The organism is Pandoraea sp. 64-18, from assembly GCF_001899225.1.
Taxonomy (GTDB): Bacteria; Pseudomonadota; Gammaproteobacteria; order Burkholderiales; family Burkholderiaceae; genus Pandoraea; species Pandoraea cepalis.
This window is the reverse complement of sequence record NZ_MKVU01000016.1, coordinates 200218-218679: the sequence shown is the minus strand read 5'-3', so window position 1 is coordinate 218679 and position 18462 is coordinate 200218. Positions and strand designations below refer to the sequence as shown.

The following is an 18462-nucleotide window of genomic DNA, read 5'->3' as shown; positions in this document are numbered from 1 at the left end:
TGACCTCCTCGGTTGCCATAAATTATGGCTCGAAGATGTCTACGAAAGGCTGGCCGGTCCAGCAACGGATGAAAAAACACCCCCTCAAGGAGGGGGTGATATAGCTTCTTGGTCTGTTGTAGCGGTTCAGCCCCAAACTATGCATGCAAGATTGGGGGTAAGACCTCGCGGCTGGCTTTTTTACATCCACGACAGGCATCGCCGCGCCGAGGTGGGCAGAGGTGCGCCGAAATGCGCCGACGCTCTGACGTCAGATCGTCAGCACAGGACCACCGTCGCCGTTGGCCGAGCGAAGCTGCTTGACCCACCGCTTGGCCGGCAGGCCCGTGGCGGCTTCCACCACCTTCGCGCGGGCTTCCACATCCTTCCACTCCACCGAGAGCAGCGGACCGTTGAAGGCCAGCACGATCACGTTGCCGTCGTGCACTTCAGGGAATTCGATCACGCGATTATCGAAAGCTTGACGCAGGCGACGGATGTTCTTCGGATAGCTGTCGTGATCGCCGAACAGATTCGTCGTCAGCATGCCGGGTGCGCTCAGCGTGGCGCGGCAGGCCTTGTAGAACGCGGGCGTGTCATGCACCGGGCCACGTGCGGTCGCGTCGTAGAGATCGACTTGCAACACGTCGACCGTGCCATGCCTCGCCGGGTCGGTGACGAAATCCCAGGCATCCGCTTCCAGCACCTTCAATCGGCGCGAGTCATCCGGCAGGCTGAACATGGTGCGCGCCGCCACGACCACGGCCGGGTTCAACTCCACGGCGGTGACCTGTGTACGCGGGAACTGGCGATGCGAGAACTTGGTGAGCGACCCAGTGCCGAGACCCAGTTGCACCACGTGCTTGGGCGCACGCATGAACAGCAGCCACGCCATCATCTGTTGCGCGTATTCCAGCTCGATCCGGTCAGGCTTGGACAGACGCATTGCCCCTTGCACCCACGGGGTGCCAAAGTGCAGGTAACGCACGCCCCCCATTTCGGAAAACGTCACCGGCGCGAAACGCGGCTTGTACGCGGGACGGGAGGAACGGACGGTGCGCTCGTCGCTGACGAATGCTTCGGCTTCGATGGATTTGCGTTTGATGAGGGTCATGTGTCCTTCAATGAAACTCGGGAGATTCCGATGGGAACGCATTGTACCGGGTTCGCTTCCCGCCCCGTCGAGACGCCGCAACGCACGCGTCGCGATGACGCATCCGGCACAAGATCAGTGCCCCGGGCAGGATCCGCCGCACCATTTCGCTGCGCCCCGACGCCCAGGGCCGCTGCAATGAGCGATGGCATGGATATTGCAAAAGACACGCACAGGCCAACGGCGGCCTGAAAACAAACTGGCAAGTCGCGATGACATGCTCCGAAAAGGAGCGTCCCGGGCAATGGCGCCCCGAAGCGAGATGACCACGCACCGGGCAACCGGTTCGCAGGCATCTCGCTTCGGGGCGCTTTTGCTTTGCCGCTCAGCACGGCGCGCCTCTGCGTCGACACTCTCTGTAAGGCATGGCATGAACGCTTTTTCTACGCAATCAACCGAGGCCGAAGTGTCCGCCGAAACCCTCGGCACATTGATCAACCTCTCCGGCAGGCAGCGCATGCTGTCGCAACGGATCATCCTTCAGTTGTTGCTCGCTTCGCGTGGGGACACGGCCGCGCTCGATATCGCACGCCAGTGTCTGTCGATGTTCGAGTCGGCGCATTCGGATCTCGCGACGGGCAATGAGCGTTTCCCTGGCGCGTTCTCCAGCGCCTTGCAGCAGCTTTATTTCGGCAGTCCGCGCGCCGACGCTCGTATCCGTGATTTCATCGCCCAGGTCAGCGCCGTGATAGACGCCCCTTTGGCGGACACCCATCGGCAAGCGTCATCCCTCGATGCCCTGGTCGCACAGGCCACCCCGCTACTTGACCTGCTACAGACCGTCACCCAGGCCTATCAGGAGGAAATGCACCGTTGCGAAGTTGCCGTGCGCAAACGCCAGACCGACCTCGTGGAGCGCCTCAGCGGTATTTCGATGCAAGCCAACATCGTTGCGCTCAATGCGCGCATCTCGGCGGCTCGGGCGGGGGAGCATGGCAGGGAGTTTGCGGTGATCACGCAGGTGCTTGCAGACATCATCAAGGAGATGGATCAGTTGATCCGCAACGTCGTCGGCTCGAACGACAAGTCCAAAGGTTCAGCCAGGGTTTGATGCGCCGACACCCGTGGATCGCTACGAATCGCGCCTCGCACAGTTGCGTGCAGCCACGCGCGGGCATGACCGAGCTACCCCGGACGCGCCGCTCGACAGGCCGTCACGCGGTCAATGCCTGCCACATGCGCAGCTTTTCTGCGTAGGCCAATGTGTAGGCCGGGCTGCTGGAGGGCAGCATCACGATCCGGTACCGATCCGCGTGGTGTGCGAGCGCTTTCATGCCCAGCCGGGCCGCCGTGCCGCCATTGAATGCGATCACCTCGAGATCCGGCAGCGTCTCGATGAGCCCGATCAGGTCGTTGCCCGTATGGTCGCGGATATTGCTGTCGAGGCTGCCGTTGCGCCGGGCCTCGGCGACTACGTCCCACAACCCGATGCGATGGGCGAGCAGCGCCTGCAGCTTCGCATCGTAGGCGAGCGACGGCAGGTCGACGCGGATCGTATCTCCCACCAGATGCCAGAAGCGATTCTGTGGATGCGCGTAATACTGCTGATGCGCGAGCGAGACGTCGCCGGGCAGGCTGCCGAGAATCAGCACGCGCGTTTGCGCGTCCACCACCGGCGGAAAGTTGCGTTTGCGCTCAGGGATGAGGTCCGTCGTCATGACACGCATCCGTCGTGAGCCAGCGCACCGTGCGTCGCTTCCAAACGCCGCCAGAAACGCGGCAGAAACGCTTCGGTGACAAGCAACGGCGCGCCACGGCGTACGAAGACCGACCGACGCGCCCACAACCGCGCACGTGGGTTCGCACCGACGAGCGGGTCGCGCGCATCATGACGCGCACGGCCGTGCAACAGATGACGCGGCGCAAGCGGGCACGACACCAGCATGGACCGCGTGACGGTGGGATCGTGATAGAGCAGATCGGCCAGCGGTCGCGTACGCAAGCGACGCATAGCCTGCCAGATCGAGCGGCTATAGGCGAGCGGCGTGACGCTGTGCGCCACGACCACTGGCTCGCCGTCGACCAGCAGGATGACATCGCGGGCCCACATCGGCGTGCGCAATGGCACACCGATGGCGCGGCACTGGTCCGCGTCGGCGGGCATCACTCGCTCCGCCACGACGCGCACGCTCACGCGCCCCAGGGTCGACAGATGGCGCGTGAGCGCGCCGCCCCGGGTAAGCCAATCTTTATGACGACGCGAAAGCGCCGGCGCCGGGACAGCCTGCCAGCGCCGCCCCCCCACATCAAATCGGAAAGTCATGGCTCGGCATTATAAAGGCGCAAGGCGACGGCGCACCGCCCACACGTCACGCAGCGGCGGCATTGGAGCCGGTCGGCGGACACCGGCCCGCCACCCTTGATCCGCCGCCCCGTAACGCTCGCACCCAAAAACAAAAAGGCCCCCGCGACATATCGACGCGGGGGCCCATCGGCAACGCCATGGTCAGCGCTGCGCGGTCTGCACTGGCGCGCTCACTGCGCGGCGAGCAGCAACGCGTTCGTACGCTTCACATACGCCGCCGGGTCTTCCAGGCTGCCGCCTTCGGCCAGCAGCGCCTGATCGAACAGCAGTTGCGCCCAGTCCGCCAGATCGGCACGCTCTGCCGTCAGACGCTGGATCAACGCATGCTCCGGGTTGATTTCGAGAATCGGACGGAATTCCGGCATCTTCTGCCCCGCCGCCTTCATCAAGCGCTGGAGCGTGCCGCTCATGTCGTTCTCATCCGACACCAGGCACGACGGCGAATCGGTCAGACGGAACGTCACACGCACGTCCTTAGCCTTGTCGCCGAGCACTTCCTTCATTTTCTCGATGAGCGGCTTGAGGTCGCCGCTGGTCTTCTCCTGGGCGGCCTTTTCCCCCGCATCTTCCAGCGCGCCCAGATCCAGGTCGCCACGCGCCACGCTCACGAGCGCCTTGCCGTCGAAGTCGTGCACGTACGAGAGCATCCACTCGTCGACGCGATCGGTCAGCAGCAATACTTCCACGCCCTTCTTGCGGAACACTTCCAGGTGCGGACTATGGCTTGCCGCCACCCAGCTCTCGGCCGTGACGTAGTAAATCTTGTCCTGACCGTCCTTCATACGGCTGACGTAGTCGGCCAGAGACACGTTCTGCTCGGCCGAGTCGTTGTGCGTGCTCGCGAAGCGTAGCAGCTTGGCAATGCGCTCGCGGTTCGCCTGATCCTCGCCCGTGCCTTCCTTGAGCACCTGCCCGAACGCGCCCCAGAACTGCGTGTACTTGTCCTTCTGGTTCTCGGCCAGATCTTCCAGCAGTCCCAACACACGCTTTGCGCAGCCTTCGCGGATCGCCTTCACATCGCGGCTTTCCTGCAGGATTTCACGCGACACATTGAGCGGCAGATCGGCGGAGTCGACCACCCCGCGCACGAAGCGCAGGTAGTTCGGCAGCAGTTGTTCCGCGTCGTCCATGATGAACACGCGCTTGACGTACAACTTCAGCCCGCCCTGCGAATTGCGATCCCAGAGATCGTACGGCGCATGGCCCGGCACGTACAGCAGTTGCGTATATTCACTGCGCCCTTCGACGCGGTTGTGCGTCCATGCCAGCGGCGCCTGCATATCGTGCGCGATGTGCTGATAGAACTGCGTGTACTGCTCGTCCGTGATCTCGCTCTTGCTGCGGGTCCACAGCGCGCTCGCCTGGTTGACGGTCTCGTCGGACTCGGCGGGCACCATCGCCTGCTTTTCTTCGTCCCATGTTTCGCCGCGCATGACGATCGGCAGCGAGATGTGATCCGAATACTTGCGAATGATCGACTGAAGTTGCCACGACGAGAGCAGTTCGTCTTCGCCGTCGCGCAGATGCAGCGTGATGGCGGTGCCGCGCGGGGCGCGCTCGATGGTCTCGACCGTGAAGTCGCCCTCGCCCGCCGACGACCAGCGCACGCCCTCCGAAGCCGGCAGCCCGGCTCGGCGAGACTCGACCGTCATGCGATCGGCCACGATGAAGCCCGAGTAGAAGCCCACGCCGAACTGGCCGATGAGCGCGGCGTCCTTCTGCTGATCGCCCGACAGGCGCGAGAAGAACTCCTTGGTGCCGGACTTGGCGATCGTGCCGAGATGCGCGATGGCTTCCTCGCGGCTCATGCCGATGCCGTTGTCCTCGATGGTGACGGTGCGGGCGTCCTTGTCGAACGACACGCGAATCTTGAGTTCCGGATCCTGCTCGTACAGCGCGGCGTCGTTGATCGCCTCGAAGCGCAGCTTGTCGGCGGCATCCGAAGCGTTGGAGATCAGTTCGCGCAGGAAGATTTCCTTGTTGCTGTACAGCGAATGAATCATCAGTTGCAGAAGCTGTTTGACTTCTGCCTGAAAGCTCATGGTGTCTTGCGCCATGGTCGGGAATCCTCGTGAATCGGTGAGATGGATGGAATATCGACACTGACCGCCGGCCGGCGCACTTGCGCGCGCGCTGCCGGAGCGGCGGTACCCGATGAAAATAGGGACGGCGGGCCGGCATTTCAAGGCCGGCAGAAGGGTTATTTCGCGGCAGCTTGCGCGACGATACGGGAAATTGCGGCAAAACCTGGCGAAGCGCCGTGCCGGCGAGACGGTCGAACCGCCACCATCGGGCTCGCGCCCACGCCCGCTCAGGCGGCCAGTTCGAGCTGCCGCGAGAGGAAGGTCAGCATGGCGGGATCGCTGGAACAGGCGATATTCATGCGCATCCAGGTACTCGGTGCCTGACGCGGCGAGAACAACGCCCCCGGCGCAAACAGGAAGCCCGCTTCGTGCCCCGCGGCGGCGACCGCGCTGGTATCGACGCCGGTGTCGACCCAGAAAAACATGCCCGACGTCGGTTCACCGAACATGCGCAGGCCGATGCGCTCCAGGCGCCGGCGCGTGGTGTCGCGCACCTCGTCGAGACGCGTACGCAAGCGCTCTACGTGACGGCGGTAATGCCCCTCGGTCAGCGCCTTGTAGACGATCCGCTCGTTGATCTCCGGCGTCGTCGAGCCCGACAGCATCTTGTGATCGACGAAGGTCTTCGCCAGCGCCGGCGAACACGCCACGAACGCCACCCGCAGGTTCGCGGCGAGCGTCTTCGAGAAGCTGCCCATGTAGATCACGCGCTTGAGCTGATCGAGACTCGCCAGTCGCGCCACCGGCTGGTGCGACGGGCACAGGTCGCAGTAGATGTCGTCTTCGAGCACCATGAAGTCGTACTGCTCGGCCAGACGCAGGATCTGGAAGGCGCGCGCCGCCGTCAGCGACGTTCCGGTCGGATTCTGCAGGATCGAATTGAGGATCAGCAACTTGGGCCGATGCTGCTGCACCAGGCGCTCCAGCGCCGGCATGTCGAGTCCGTCCGGGGTGTACGGTACGCCAATGGTGTGGGCGCCTTGCGACGCGATGCGGCCGAACATGACAAACCACGCCGGGTCCCCCACCAGCACCGTATCGCCCGCGCGCACGTACAGACGCAGCAGGAAGTCCACCGCCTGCGTAATGCCCGATGTCAACACGATTTGCTCGGGGCGCGCGCCGATTTCGAGTTCCGCGAGTTGCGTCTGAAGTTGCACGCGCAGTGGCAGGAAGCCATGCGGGTTACCGCTTTGGAGCAGATGCGCGCTCGACTGACGGCTCATCGAGCGCATGGCCGACGTCATCATGTCGGCATCGAGCCAGCTCGGCGGAAGATAGCCCATGCCCGGACCGCGCTCCGGCGCGACCGAGTGAAGCATGCTGCGCACGAGCCAGGCCACGTCGATCGGCCCCTGCGCGACCATCGGCGCCGCCGCGTTCTGCGCGGGCATCACAGGCCGCTCGCGCACGTAAAAGCCCGAGCCGCGCCGCGCCTCGAGATAGCCCTGCGCGACCAGCCGCTCGTACGCCTCGACGACGGAAAAGCGCGACACACGCTTGTCTTCCGCCAGCGAGCGAATCGACGGCATGCGCATGCCGGGCAGGAAGACTCGCTCCTCGATGCGCAGGCTCGCCCAATGCACGAGCTGATCGACAAGCGTCATGCGCGACGTGTCGAGCGCGGCGTTGTCGGCCAGCACCAGCGGAGAAATGGGGGTCGTTGTCGTCATCGTCTATCCACCTGGGCAAATCTGACCGCCGCTTCGCGGTCAAAGTGTCTGCTGCGCGTCGGCCCGGTATTGCGGGGATTGTCCATCGGTCGCCACTCTACGCGCGCCAAATTCTCTGTCAATCCTTAACTGTACCGAAGATTACTTTGCTATCTGTACCGGTACTGTACCGGAGTTAACCGATAAAGTGTCTTCTCAACTGGAGACCGCCATGCGTGAAATCCGACTCTTCGAATTGGACCGGGAACAGACCGTCTTCTGGCAGGCCCCGGCTGCCGACCTGCCGCAATCGCTTCAGGTGCTGCAAGGTGTCCTGTGGCTGACCGTGGAAGGTGAGCCCGCCGACCATTGGCTGCACGCCGGCGAGAGTTTTGAGATTCGGGCCGGTCAGCGCGTGTGGCTGGGCACATGGCAAGACGGCGTGCGTCTGCGCGTGAGCCATCCCGCGGCCACACTCACCGCGTCTGCCGGCAAGCGCCTCGTGCGCGCCGGGTGGCGACTGGCGTGGCGCGATCTCGCCGTGCGCATGGCCAATCGGACGATGACGCGACTCTCGCGTGGATGACCCGAGGAAGGAGCGAGGCGGAGTAAGCTATCGATTTTGCCGCCCGAACCCGCCATGACCGCACCCCAAGCCCTGAAACTGGATCATCTCGTCGTTGCCGCGCAAACGCTTGAGGCGGGCGAAGCCCATGTCATCGAGCAGCTCGGCCTCACCGAGGTCGTACCGCAGCGCGGCGGCAAGCACGCCCGCATGGGCACGCACAACAGTTTGCTGGGACTCTGGGGTGGCGCTTACCTAGAGATCATCGCCATCGACCCGGAAGCCCCGCCGCCAGACCGGCCGCGCTGGTTCGGCCTCGACGACGAGGCCGTTCAGGCGCGCCTCGAGCGCGGCCCCTACCTCGCGCACTGGGTGGCGCGCGTGGAGCGGCCGCGCTCGCTGCCACGCTGGCAGGCGCAGTATCCGCAGCGGTTGGCGCCAGTCATGGCGATGCAGCGCGGCGCGCTGTCGTGGCGGATCGGCGTGCCCGACGACGGCAGTCTGCCCGCTTGGCAAGGCGCCGGACAAGGTCTGCTGCCGACGCTGATCCAATGGGATTCGGCGCAGCACCCGAGCGATGCGCTGCCGAGCGCCGATTGTGCCGTTACCGCGTTGCGCGGCTTCCATCCGCAGGCGGCGGCGATCCAGGCGCAATTGCAGTGGCTTGGGGCCGACGCACTCGTCAACGTCGAAGCCACGCTGGTCGAGCCGTCGCTCACCGCCGAAATCGAAACCCCCGACGGGCCGCGCACGTTGCGCTAGGCCCGCCGCACCGAACGCCCGGCACACCGCATGACGGGCGGATGACGCAGAACCAGACATACGAGGCGACACCATGAATTCGCGTGAATCCCGGGGCATGCTGATCGGACTGATCGGTGTGCTGATCTTCAGCCTGACGTTGCCGATGACACGCATTGTCGTCGCGGAAGTCAACCCGTTGCTCAATGGGCTGGGGCGCGCGCTGGTCGCCTCCGTGTTTGCGGGCGCCCTGCTCTGGTGGCGTCGCGAGGCGTGGCCCACGCCACGCCAGATCAAGAGTCTCGCCATCACCTCGTTGGGCGTGATCATTGCGTTCCCGGTGTTTTCCGCATGGGCGATGAAGACGATTCCGGCGTCGCACGGCGCGGTCGTCAACGGCTTGCAGCCGTTCTGTGTCGCGATCTACGCCTATTGGCTCGGCGGCGAGCGTCCGTCGCGCGGGTTCTGGGGCTGTGCCCTCGCCGGCAGCGTGCTGGTGATGGCCTTCGCGCTGCGCGCCGGGGGCGGCAGTCTGCATGCGGCCGATGGGCTGATGCTGCTGGCGGTGGTCATCGGTGCGCTCGGCTATGCCGAGGGCGGCAAGCTCGCCCGCGAGATGGGCGGGTGGCAGGTGATCTGTTGGGCGCTCGTGGTGTCGGCGCCAGTGCTGGTGCTGCCGGTGGGCTGGCTGGCGTGGCATCAGCCGTGGCCGGTCAGCGGCAAGGCATGGGGTGCGTTCGCCTACGTGACGCTCTTCTCACAGTTCATCGGCTTCTTCGCGTGGTATGCGGGTCTGGCCATGGGCGGCATCGCACGCGTGGGCCAAGTACAATTGCTTCAGATTTTCTTTACGATTGCGCTGTCCGCCCTCTTTTTCGGCGAACACGTCGACACGGCAACGTGGCTCTTCGCCGCGGGCGTCGTCCTGACTATCGCACTCGGCAAGCACATGAAGATCGGCGCCTCGCGACTCACGGGCAAACCGGTCTGAAGGCACGTCGCGGCGCATGCGATCCCTGCCCCGCGACGCGTCTCCCCCCAGGCGTTTGCGCCAGCCCCCACGCGCTCGGCACGCGCAACGCCCGATATCAGCGGCCGGTCGATCCGGCCGCCCTCTCAAAGCGAGACCCTCATGCATGATTGGCAATATTCCGAACGTGCCCGCCATCTGACCAGCTCGGCGATTCGCGAAATCCTCAAGGTCACGGAGCACCCGGACGTCATTTCGTTCGCCGGCGGCCTGCCGTCGCCCGCGACCTTCCCCATCGAGCGCATGCGCGCAGCCGCCGAGCGCGTACTGACCGACTCGCCGCAGGCCGCACTGCAATACAGCGCCACCGAAGGTTTCGCTCCGCTGCGCGAATGGATCGCGAAGCGCTACTCGCGCGACGGCCTGACGCTCGCGCCCGAGAACGTGCTGATCACCACCGGGTCGCAGCAGGGCCTGGACCTGATCGGCAAGATCTTCATCGACGAAGGCAGCCGCGTGCTGGTCGAAGCGCCGAGCTATCTGGGCGCGCTGCAATCGTTCTCGCTGTTCGCTCCGACGTATGTGCCGGTGCCGACCGACGACCACGGTCTGCTGCCCGAGGCGCTCACGCCCGAGCAAACGAAGGGTGCGCGCTTCCTGTATGCCATGCCGAACTTCCAGAACCCGACCGGACGCCGCCTGCCGATGGCGCGCCGCGAAGCGCTGGCCGCCGTTGCCAAGCGCGACGGCCTGGCGATCATCGAAGACGATCCGTATGGCGAACTCGACTATGAAGGCCAGCGCCTGCCGAGCCTCATGTCGCTCGCCCCGGCGCATGTGCTTTACATGGGATCGTTCTCGAAGGTGCTCGCGCCGGGGCTGCGCCTCGGCTTCATCATCGGCCCACAGGCAGTGATCGCCAAGCTGGTGCAGGCCAAACAGGCCGCCGACCTGCACACACCGAGTCTCACGCAGCGCATTGCCTACGAGGTCGTGAAAGACGGCTTCCTGGACACGCACATCCCGTCGATCCGCACGCTCTACGCCGCGCAGGCGAAGGCGATGCTCGCGTCACTGGCTAAGCACATGCCGACGGGCACCACCTGGACCCCACCGGCCGGCGGCATGTTCATTTGGTTGACATTGCCCGCCGGCATCGACACCATGCAGTTGCTGGATAAAGCGATTGCGCAGAATGTCGCCTTCGTGCCCGGCGCGCCGTTCTATGTCGGCACGCCGCCCTCGAATACGCTGCGGCTGTCGTTCGTCACCGTGCCGCCCGAGAAAATCGAGGTAGGCGTTGCGCGCCTCGGGGCGCTCGTCGCCGAAGCGCTCGCGCGGCGCGCGGCCTGATCCGTTTGTCGCCCCTGCCGGCCTGAAGCGATTCAGGCCGGTCGCCGACGGACGCGGTCATCGGCCCACTTTCAACCCACCTGTCGGGCCGATGTCTCGGTCCGGCCCAACGTATCTGCAAGGAAGCCGTACATGTCCGTCTACGACAAACTGAAGCAACTGGGTATTGAACTGCCGACCGCTGGCGCGCCCGCCGCCGCCTACGTGATGAGTGCGCAGACCGGCAACACCGTGTTCCTCTCGGGCCACCTGCCCAAGAAAGACGGCAAGATCTGGACGGGCAAGCTCGGCCAGGACGTGAGCGTCGACGAAGGCAAAGCCGCGGCACGCGCCGTGGCCATCGAGTTGATCGCCACGCTGCACGCGCACACGGGTGACCTGAACAAGGTCAAGCGTGTCGTGAAACTAATGAGCCTCGTCAACTCGACGCTGGACTTCACCGATCAGCACCTGGTGACGAACGGCGCGTCGGAACTGATCGCGGAAGTCTTCGGCGATGCCGGCAAGCACGCGCGTTCGGCTTTCGGCGTCGCACAGATCCCGCTGGGCGCCTGCGTCGAGATCGAGCTGATCGCCGAACTCGCCTGACCCTCGTTCGATGACCGCCTGACGCTCGACGCATGGCGTTGTGATGGGAGGCGTGCCGCCTTACGGCCGTCTCCCTCCTCTAACTACAACCACCCCCGTCGCCCCTTCATCGAGCCAGCACTGGGCAGCGCCGGCCCAACGCTCGTGTGGGTCTAGAAGGCGCTCTTGATCACGCCCCCATCGGCTCGCAACGCGGCGCCTGTCGTCGCCGACGACAGCGGACTGGCGACGTATGCGACGAGGGACGCAATTTCCTGCGGCGAACCGAATCGCTTGATGAGCGATGTGGGACGTACGGTTTCGAAGAATTCCTTTTCGAACGCTTCGAACGATTTGCCGTCGGCCTTTGCGAGCGTCTCCACGAATTCCCCCACGCCCCGCGATTTAGTCGGCCCCGGCAGCACGCTATTGACGGTAATGCCCGTGCCGGCAACCGCTTCCGCGAGCCCACGCGAGACCGCAAGCTGCGCGGTCTTCGTCATCCCGTAGTGGATCATTTCAGCGGGAATCTGTACGGCGCTTTCGCTCGAAATGAAAATAATGCGCCCCCAGTTTGCCTGCCGCATCGCCGGCAGGAACAGACGCGCCAAACGCACTCCACTCAGCACGTTGACGTCGAAGAAACGCCGCCAGTCCTCGTCGGGAATGGCTTCAAACGGCTTGGGCTCGAAGATGCCCAGGTTATTGACCAGAATCTCCACGTTCGGAAAGCGCCGCGCGAGTTCGTCCGCTGACGCAGCCGTACTGAGATCCCCCGCAAATCCGTACACCTCGCCGCCGGTGTCCGCTTTGAGTTGCGCAACGACGTCGTCAACCGATGACTGGGCGCGACCATTGACGATCACACGCGCGCCTTCCTGCGCCAGTGTGCTGGCAATGGCGAGACCGATGCCGGCCGTGCTTCCGCTGACCAGCGCGAGTTTGCCCTTCAATTGCAGGTCCATGAGAGATTTCCTTTTCAGTGAATGCATTGAGATGGCGACGCGTCGGTGTCGTTCATGTCGCGATACATCTCCGTGTCCACGGCGCCGGGCAACACGGCGTTGACGCGCACACCCTGCGCACCGTACTCGGCGGCAAGCGCCTGCGTCAACCCGATCAGCCCCGCCTTGCTCACCGCGTAGGCTGCCGTGCCGGGAAACGCGAACGAGTAACCCACGAACGTCGACGTGAAGATGATCGACCGCGACGGACATCCAACCGTGCCGGCGGACCTGATCACGCATCGCTGTATCGGGTACACGTATGCGGCCACCGGCGACGAGTGGCAACTGATCGACGGTGGCGGCAAGACCCACGCCGTGCGGGTCGACTGCCACATGCATACCAATAACGGCGATACCGCGCGCGCGGCGGCGTTGGCCGGACGAGGCATCATCTGGCAACCCACGTTCCTGATCGGCAACGATCTGCGTGCGGGCAAGCTCGTTCAGGTGCTGCCCGACTATCGTCTGCCTGAAATCGACATACTCGCCATGTACCCGAGCCGCCGACACCTCAGCGCGCGCGTGCGCGTCATGATCGACTTCCTGGTCGGTGCGTTCGGCGGTGTGCCCCCATGGGATCGGGGTGACGGAAACGAGGTGGGCATCGCGCCGGCGACGCGCTGATCGCGCGTCACGCGCCTATGTTCGGCGTGCTCGGACGTTCCGGCTCAGGGACCGGGGAATCGTTCTGCGCGTTGGCGCGCGTTGCCGGTGACGATCAGCGCGGCTTGCCGCTGCCGTATGCGCGCCGCATGGCTATCGCGACAGCGAGCGACAGCACGACCGCCACCGCCAGCAGGGCAATCACGCCGTGCCAGCCGTGCGCCTTGAGCATGACACCCGAGTAGCTGCCGAGCAGGCTGGAGCCCATGTAGTAGAAAAACAGGTACAGCGCCGAGGCGATCGCCCGCCCTTCGGTCGCGCGGCGCCCCACCCAACTGCTGGCGACGGTATGCGCCCCAAAGAAGCCGAACGTAAAAATCGCGAGACCGATCACCACGCCCAGCACTTGCGACGCCAGCAGGGTCACCAGTCCCACGAACGCCAACGCCACCAGCACCCACAGCAGTCGAGGACGTCCCACGCGATCCGACAGCGGTCCCGCGATGAACGAGCCAATCACGCCGATCAGATACATCGCAAAGATCGCCCCAATGGCGGCGTGCGGCAGATGGAACGGCGGCGCCGACAGGTGAAAGCCCAGATAGTTGTAGACGCTCACGAAGCTGCCCATCATCAGGCCGGCGAACAGGTACAGGCCGAGCAGCGCCGGATCACCGAGGTGCCGCCGCGCATGTCCGATCGCTTCGCGAACCGTCATGTCGCGCGGCGAAAAACGACGCGAATGCGGCAGGCTGCGGGCGAACTCCAGCCCCATCGCCAGACAGACCAGCCCGATCACCGCCACCGACACGCGCCACGAGAACAGGTCGGCAATCAACGCAGACAGCACGCGTCCGGCCATGCCACCGAGAATGTTCCCGCCAATGTAGAGCCCCATCGACATTCCGAGCGAGCGCTGATCGATTTCCTCGCTCAGGTATGCCATTGCGATGGCGGGCAGTCCGGAGAGCGCCAAGCCCTTGAGGGCGCCAAGGATGACGATCGTCTCGAAGTTGGTAGAGAACGCACTCGCAAGCGTGAGCACCGACGAACTGAGCAGCGCAATGGTCATCATGCGCTTGCGGCTCACACGATCTGCGGCGACACAGGTCACGAGCAGACCCAGCGCCATCATCATCGTGGCTGCCGAGACCGACCAACTCGCCTGTGCCGGCGTGATGCCGAACGTCGTGGTCAGCAGCGGCAACAGCGACTGCATGCAGTACAGCTGGGCAAACGTCGAGAACCCGCCGAAAAAGAGGGCTCGGCTGATGACGGCATATTCACGAGTGCCGCGCGCGACACCCGCCGGAAGCTTGGATGCCGGCGTGCCGACGCCTGCGGCGGCGCCATTGGGAAGAGAAAGGGAGTTCGTTGATGCCATGACGCTGGAGCGACTCACGCGAGACTTGGGGGGAAATGTATACGTCGAATCATAGGTTTGCCGTTACCCCACGTCCAATATATATTTACGCGATATTTCCATATATAAAACAGATCAATCGAGGACTGAAGCATGGAACTGCGTCATCTGCGCTACTTCGTGGCCGTCGCTGAAGCGTTGCATTTCAGCCGTGCGGCGCAGAAGCTCAATATCGGCCAGCCGCCGCTCTCGATGCAGATCCGTGCGTTGGAGGACGAATTGGGCGTGGCGCTCTTCGAGCGCGCACAGCGACGCGTTTTCCTGACCACCGCCGGGCGGGCGTTCCTCGTGCGGGCGCGTCAGATCCTCGCCGACGCGGAAGCCGCCCGTCAGGAAGTGCAACAGATTGCGGGACTCGACGCCGGGGAATTGCGCATCGCGTTCACGACGTCCGCACCGATGACGAACCTGATGAAACGGGTCCTCACCGGCTATCGCCTGCGATATCCGCGCGTGACGCTGACGTTGATCGAATCGCCTTCGGAGCGGCAACGGGACGCGCTCACCGAGCGCACGCTGGACATTGGCCTGGTGCGTCAGGCGGACGACGCGCCGCCAATCGCGGGGCTCAGTTTCGAGACATTGATCGACGAAGCGCTGGTCGTGGTCTTGCACCAGGGTCATGCGCTGTCAGGGCGCGCAAGCTTGTCCATGGCCGACCTCGCCCATGAGGCGTTCATCATGCATCCGCACGATGTGGGCACGGCGATCGATGGAAAAATACGGCGGATGTGCGAGCGGGCTGGTTTTTCGCCGCGCGTCGTACAGGAAGCACGCGAGTCGACCACCATCGTGGCACTCGCGGCGAGCGGGCTGGGCGTGGCGATACTCCCGGCCGCCGTGCGATGCATCCAGATCGAGGGCGCATGCTTCATTGACCTTAGCGAGCCCGACGCGCACACGCCCCTGCTGCTGGCCAAGCGTCGCGACGACGCGAGCCCATTGGTGCAGGCGTTCGTCGCGATTTGCCGCGAAGTGGCGGGCCGCCTTCATGAGACGACGCCGCCTGGCGCATGAGGTCCCGCGAGGCCCGCACAATCAGCCGCGCAGCGACGCTGCCAGACCGATGACGACGACGCCCAATACTAGATTCAGGATCACGAGCCGCCGGATCCCATTGACCGCGGCAGCGCCGTCCGGCCACGACTGCGCCTGCACCGCGCGTTGCAGACGCGGAAACAGCGCAAAGCGAATGTGACCGAAGACGAGCATCATCACCACGCCAATGCCGGCCATCGCATGCACGGGCCAACGGGCGTGCATGCCGCCCATCCCGAGCATCATGTGTCCGCCCGACAGCAGGATCAGAACGATGGCCACGCCGACCCAGGTGAAAAAGCGCGAGAGCGCCGCCTCCCATAACGGCAGACGTTGCTGCGGCGACAATTCGGAGGACGCCGGACGCAGGCAGGCGAGCGCAAAGAACATCCCCCCGATCCAGACCGCCACACTCACCAGATGCAAGAACAAACTCAAGGCATAAACGTTCATGCGTGACTCCCGTCAGGATGCCGAAGGGGCGGCCGGCAGTACCGGCTCGAGCGAACGCGGCTTGAACGTCGCGAACTTGACTGCGGGCGCACGTCCCTTGCGGGCGCGCTTGCCGATGTTCGGGGCGAGCGACGGCCCAGAGAGCGTCTCGGCCTGAAGCTTGCCTCCGCGCACTTCGCCATACACGGTAACGCCCGCTTCGCCGATCGGCACGACCGACACCAGCGTCTGCTTGTCATCGAGACCGATCAGCGTGACACCGCGTCCGCCGCCCGTGAGCGACTTCATTTCGTCCATGCCGAACACGAGCAGACGACCGTCGCTCGACAGGCACGCCACCGCGCTGGCACCCTGCCAAATCGGCGTGGGGGCCAGCGGTGCCGCACCTTCGTCGATGGTCATGAACGACTTGCCGGCCTTCACTCGACTGACCATATCGCCCAGCTTCGTCGTGAAACCGAAGCCCGTCGACGTTGCCAGCAGCAGCGGTTGCTCGCCCGACGCCGCGTAGTAATGCAGCAAGCGCGAGCCCGACTCCAGTTCGATCAACGACGTGAGCGGTACGCCGTCGCCCCGCCCGCCCGGCAATAGCGCCACGGCCACCGAATAGACGCGGCCATTACTGCCCCACGCGATCAGCGGATCCACGGTGCGGCATTCGAACGCGCCATACAGCGCGTCGCCCTGCTTGAATGAGAAGCCTTGTGCATCGAGGCCATGGCCCTTGAGCGCGCGCACCCACCCCTTGGCGGACACCACGACCGTTACCGGCTCGTCGACCACACGCGCTTCGGCCACGGCTCGCTTCTCTTCCTGAATCAGCGTGCGGCGATCGTCACCGAACTGCTTCGCGTCGGTTTCGATTTCCTTGATGATCAAACGCTTCATCGTGCTGTCGTTGGCGAGCAATTCTTCGAGCTTCGCCTTCTCGTCGCGCAACGACGCCAGCTCCTGCTCGATCTTGATCGCTTCCAGACGCGCCAGCTGACGCAGACGGATTTCCAGAATGTCTTCCGCCTGACGCTCGCTCAACCCGAACGCGCTCATCAGCGCGGCTTTCGGCTCGTCGGACTCGCGAATGATGCGGATGACTTCGTCGATATTCAGGAAGACGATCATCCGGCCTTCGAGGATGTGAATCCGGTCGTCGACCTTGCCCAGACGGTGGCGCGAACGACGTGTGACCGTCTCGAAGCGGAATCCAATCCACTCGGACAGAATGTCGCGCAGCGACTTCTGCGTCGGGCGGCCGTCGGCGCCGACCATCACGAGGTTGACCGACGCGCTCGACTCAAGGCTCGTGTGCGCGAGCAGCATCGTGATGAATTCCTGCTGGTCGATGCGACTCGACTTCGGCTCGAACACCAGTCGCACGGGGGCGTCCTTGCCCGATTCGTCGCGAACCGCATCGAGCATGCCGAGCATCGACTGCTTGAGATTCTGCTGCTCGGGCGTGAGCGTCTTCTTGCCGAGCTTGACCTTTGGGTTGGTGATTTCCTCGATTTCCTCGAGCACCTTCTGACCCGACGTGTTCGGCGGCAGCTCATAGACCACCGCCTGCCACTGACCTCGCGCCATCTCCTCAATCTTCCAGCGCGCGCGCATCTTGAGGCTGCCACGGCCGCTTTCGTAGGCCGCGCGAATTTCCGCCGCACTCGAAATCAACTGGCCTCCGCCGGGGAAGTCCGGTCCCTGCACGAGCGTCATCAATTCGGCGTCGTCGAGCTTCGGGTTACGAATCAGGGCAACCGCCGCCGACGCAACTTCGCGCAGATTGTGCGACGGAATTTCCGTCGCGAGCCCCACCGCAATCCCCGACGCTCCGTTGAGCAGCACGAACGGCAGCCGCGCCGGCAATAGTCTCGGCTCCTGCGTCGAGCCGTCGTAGTTCGGCACGAAGTCCACGGTGCCCGCGTCGATCTCGTCTAGCAACAGCTTCGCGATCGGCGTCAGACGCGCTTCGGTGTAACGCATGGCCGCCGCGCCGTCACCGTCGCGCGAGCCGAAATTACCCTGGCCGTCGATGAGCGGATAGCGCATGGAGAAGTCCTGCGCGAGACGCACCAGCGCGTCATAGGCGGACTGGTCGCCGTGCGGGTGAAACTTGCCGAGCACATCGCCGACCACGCGCGCCGACTTCACCGGCTTGGCGTCGGCCGCGAGGCCCATTTCATTCATTGCAAACAGAATCCGGCGCTGCACCGGCTTCTGGCCGTCGCACACATCCGGCAGTGCACGGCCTTTGACAACACTGATCGCATAGTCCAGATAGGCACGCTCGGCATATGCGCCAAGCGTCAGCGTGTCGTCATCCGACGGTTGCGTAAAGAGATCTTCTACTTGTTCCATAAAACCTATGGGTTTGCTGCGAACGTTTGACGAGAGTTCGGGGAGACGTTGACCGCGAGATCATACCAAGCTCGTCGGCACATTTCGGCAAAAACACGTCCGATTGGCAAAGCGAGACGTGTTTTCGGATCGGAGGACGCGGGAATCGGCGGGATTGCGCACGCATTTCGGACAAATCCGAGCGTCAGACCGTGGGGATCGACAGGCGACAGCGCCGCTG

General features: G+C 64.3%; 16 protein-coding genes and 2 pseudogenes. 8 read left to right on the top strand and 10 right to left on the bottom strand.

From position 1 onward, the window contains the following. Nucleotides 1–250: 250 nt before the first annotated feature. Nucleotides 251–1093: a class I SAM-dependent methyltransferase gene (locus BGP02_RS14590; protein ID WP_017234923.1), complete on the bottom strand. Its 843-nt coding sequence runs from the start codon at nucleotides 1091–1093 to the stop codon at nucleotides 251–253. Between the two features lie 409 nt (nucleotides 1094–1502). Here BGP02_RS14590 and BGP02_RS14585 point away from each other — a divergent pair, with 409 nt between their 5' ends. After that, nucleotides 1503–2183, top strand: coding sequence for a methyl-accepting chemotaxis protein (locus BGP02_RS14585; RefSeq protein ID WP_017234922.1), 681 nt, complete (start codon nucleotides 1503–1505; stop codon nucleotides 2181–2183). 103 nt (nucleotides 2184–2286) lie between these two features. On the opposite strand, the gene BGP02_RS14580 is transcribed toward BGP02_RS14585, so the two are convergent. The 4 genes from BGP02_RS14580 to BGP02_RS14565 form a co-directional block, all read right to left on the bottom strand. Beyond that, nucleotides 2287–2799, bottom strand: coding sequence for a DNA-deoxyinosine glycosylase (locus BGP02_RS14580; protein WP_017234921.1), 513 nt, complete (start codon nucleotides 2797–2799; stop codon nucleotides 2287–2289). Further along, on the bottom strand, nucleotides 2787–3395 hold the full coding sequence (locus BGP02_RS14575) for a chorismate--pyruvate lyase family protein (RefSeq protein ID WP_017234920.1): 609 nt from the start codon (nucleotides 3393–3395) through the stop codon (nucleotides 2787–2789). The genes BGP02_RS14580 and BGP02_RS14575 overlap by 13 nt, the downstream gene beginning before the upstream one ends. Nucleotides 3396–3607: 212 nt before the next feature. Further along, nucleotides 3608–5494, bottom strand: coding sequence for a molecular chaperone HtpG (gene htpG, locus BGP02_RS14570; RefSeq protein WP_150563074.1), 1887 nt, complete (start codon nucleotides 5492–5494; stop codon nucleotides 3608–3610). Between the two features lie 254 nt (nucleotides 5495–5748). Next, the gene (locus BGP02_RS14565) at nucleotides 5749–7194 is read right to left on the bottom strand and encodes an aminotransferase-like domain-containing protein (protein WP_130025537.1); all 1446 of its coding nucleotides are present in this window, start codon (nucleotides 7192–7194) and stop codon (nucleotides 5749–5751) included. A gap of 211 nt (nucleotides 7195–7405) precedes the next feature. On the opposite strand from BGP02_RS14565, the gene BGP02_RS14560 reads away from it, so the two are divergent. The 5 genes from BGP02_RS14560 (at nucleotide 7406) to BGP02_RS14540 (ending at nucleotide 11390) form a co-directional block, all read left to right on the top strand. Next, on the top strand, nucleotides 7406–7759 hold the full coding sequence (locus BGP02_RS14560; protein WP_017234917.1) for a DUF2917 domain-containing protein: 354 nt from the start codon (nucleotides 7406–7408) through the stop codon (nucleotides 7757–7759). A gap of 54 nt (nucleotides 7760–7813) precedes the next feature. After that, on the top strand, nucleotides 7814–8500 hold the full coding sequence (locus BGP02_RS14555) for a VOC family protein (protein ID WP_017234916.1): 687 nt from the start codon (nucleotides 7814–7816) through the stop codon (nucleotides 8498–8500). Nucleotides 8501–8573: 73 nt separating this feature from the next. After that, entirely contained in the window at nucleotides 8574–9470 is an 897-nt protein-coding gene (locus tag BGP02_RS14550; protein WP_150563076.1) for a DMT family transporter, read from the top strand. 141 nt (nucleotides 9471–9611) lie between these two features. Beyond that, nucleotides 9612–10802, top strand: coding sequence for an aminotransferase-like domain-containing protein (locus BGP02_RS14545; protein WP_286798779.1), 1191 nt, complete (start codon nucleotides 9612–9614; stop codon nucleotides 10800–10802). A gap of 132 nt (nucleotides 10803–10934) precedes the next feature. Then, on the top strand, nucleotides 10935–11390 hold the full coding sequence (locus BGP02_RS14540) for a RidA family protein (protein ID WP_261938799.1): 456 nt from the start codon (nucleotides 10935–10937) through the stop codon (nucleotides 11388–11390). Nucleotides 11391–11542: 152 nt separating this feature from the next. Here the strand turns inward: BGP02_RS14540 and BGP02_RS14535 are convergent, their stop codons facing one another. After that, entirely contained in the window at nucleotides 11543–12334 is a 792-nt protein-coding gene (locus tag BGP02_RS14535; protein ID WP_261938800.1) for an SDR family NAD(P)-dependent oxidoreductase, read from the bottom strand. Between the two features lie 35 nt (nucleotides 12335–12369). Beyond that, a pseudogene (locus BGP02_RS14530) lies at nucleotides 12370–12573 on the bottom strand (SDR family oxidoreductase); the annotation flags it as partial. Nucleotide 12574: 1 nt separating this feature from the next. Here BGP02_RS14530 and BGP02_RS14525 point away from each other — a divergent pair. After that, nucleotides 12575–13000: pseudogene (locus BGP02_RS14525) on the top strand (LysR substrate-binding domain-containing protein); the annotation flags it as partial. A gap of 94 nt (nucleotides 13001–13094) precedes the next feature. On the opposite strand, the gene BGP02_RS14520 reads toward BGP02_RS14525, so the two are convergent. Next, nucleotides 13095–14363, bottom strand: a complete 1269-nt coding sequence (locus tag BGP02_RS14520; protein WP_017234910.1) for an MFS transporter — start codon at nucleotides 14361–14363, stop codon at nucleotides 13095–13097. A gap of 132 nt (nucleotides 14364–14495) precedes the next feature. Here BGP02_RS14520 and BGP02_RS14515 point away from each other — a divergent pair, with 132 nt between their 5' ends. Then, a complete protein-coding gene (locus BGP02_RS14515; protein ID WP_286798778.1) occupies nucleotides 14496–15419 on the top strand; it encodes a LysR substrate-binding domain-containing protein in 924 nt (307 codons plus the stop codon). 21 nt (nucleotides 15420–15440) lie between these two features. On the opposite strand, the gene BGP02_RS14510 is transcribed toward BGP02_RS14515, so the two are convergent. After that, the gene (locus BGP02_RS14510; protein WP_017234908.1) at nucleotides 15441–15893 is read right to left on the bottom strand and encodes a CopD family protein; all 453 of its coding nucleotides are present in this window, start codon (nucleotides 15891–15893) and stop codon (nucleotides 15441–15443) included. 12 nt (nucleotides 15894–15905) lie between these two features. Next, nucleotides 15906–18242, bottom strand: coding sequence for a DNA topoisomerase IV subunit A (gene parC, locus BGP02_RS14505; RefSeq protein ID WP_017234907.1), 2337 nt, complete (start codon nucleotides 18240–18242; stop codon nucleotides 15906–15908). Nucleotides 18243–18462: the final 220 nt, after the last annotated feature.

Coding starts and splice junctions, on each gene's coding strand:
- BGP02_RS14590 (WP_017234923.1), bottom strand. CDS start 1,093: ATGACCCTCATCAAACGCAAATCCATCGAAGCCGAAGCATTCGTCAGC.
- BGP02_RS14585 (WP_017234922.1), top strand. CDS start 1,503: ATGAACGCTTTTTCTACGCAATCAACCGAGGCCGAAGTGTCCGCCGAA.
- BGP02_RS14580 (WP_017234921.1), bottom strand. CDS start 2,799: ATGCGTGTCATGACGACGGACCTCATCCCTGAGCGCAAACGCAACTTT.
- BGP02_RS14575 (WP_017234920.1), bottom strand. CDS start 3,395: ATGACTTTCCGATTTGATGTGGGGGGGCGGCGCTGGCAGGCTGTCCCG.
- htpG (WP_150563074.1), bottom strand. CDS start 5,494: ATGGCGCAAGACACCATGAGCTTTCAGGCAGAAGTCAAACAGCTTCTG.
- BGP02_RS14565 (WP_130025537.1), bottom strand. CDS start 7,194: ATGACGACAACGACCCCCATTTCTCCGCTGGTGCTGGCCGACAACGCC.
- BGP02_RS14560 (WP_017234917.1), top strand. CDS start 7,406: ATGCGTGAAATCCGACTCTTCGAATTGGACCGGGAACAGACCGTCTTC.
- BGP02_RS14555 (WP_017234916.1), top strand. CDS start 7,814: ATGACCGCACCCCAAGCCCTGAAACTGGATCATCTCGTCGTTGCCGCG.
- BGP02_RS14550 (WP_150563076.1), top strand. CDS start 8,574: ATGAATTCGCGTGAATCCCGGGGCATGCTGATCGGACTGATCGGTGTG.
- BGP02_RS14545 (WP_286798779.1), top strand. CDS start 9,612: ATGCATGATTGGCAATATTCCGAACGTGCCCGCCATCTGACCAGCTCG.
- BGP02_RS14540 (WP_261938799.1), top strand. CDS start 10,935: ATGTCCGTCTACGACAAACTGAAGCAACTGGGTATTGAACTGCCGACC.
- BGP02_RS14535 (WP_261938800.1), bottom strand. CDS start 12,334: ATGGACCTGCAATTGAAGGGCAAACTCGCGCTGGTCAGCGGAAGCACG.
- BGP02_RS14520 (WP_017234910.1), bottom strand. CDS start 14,363: ATGGCATCAACGAACTCCCTTTCTCTTCCCAATGGCGCCGCCGCAGGC.
- BGP02_RS14515 (WP_286798778.1), top strand. CDS start 14,496: ATGGAACTGCGTCATCTGCGCTACTTCGTGGCCGTCGCTGAAGCGTTG.
- BGP02_RS14510 (WP_017234908.1), bottom strand. CDS start 15,893: ATGAACGTTTATGCCTTGAGTTTGTTCTTGCATCTGGTGAGTGTGGCG.
- parC (WP_017234907.1), bottom strand. CDS start 18,242: ATGGAACAAGTAGAAGATCTCTTTACGCAACCGTCGGATGACGACACG.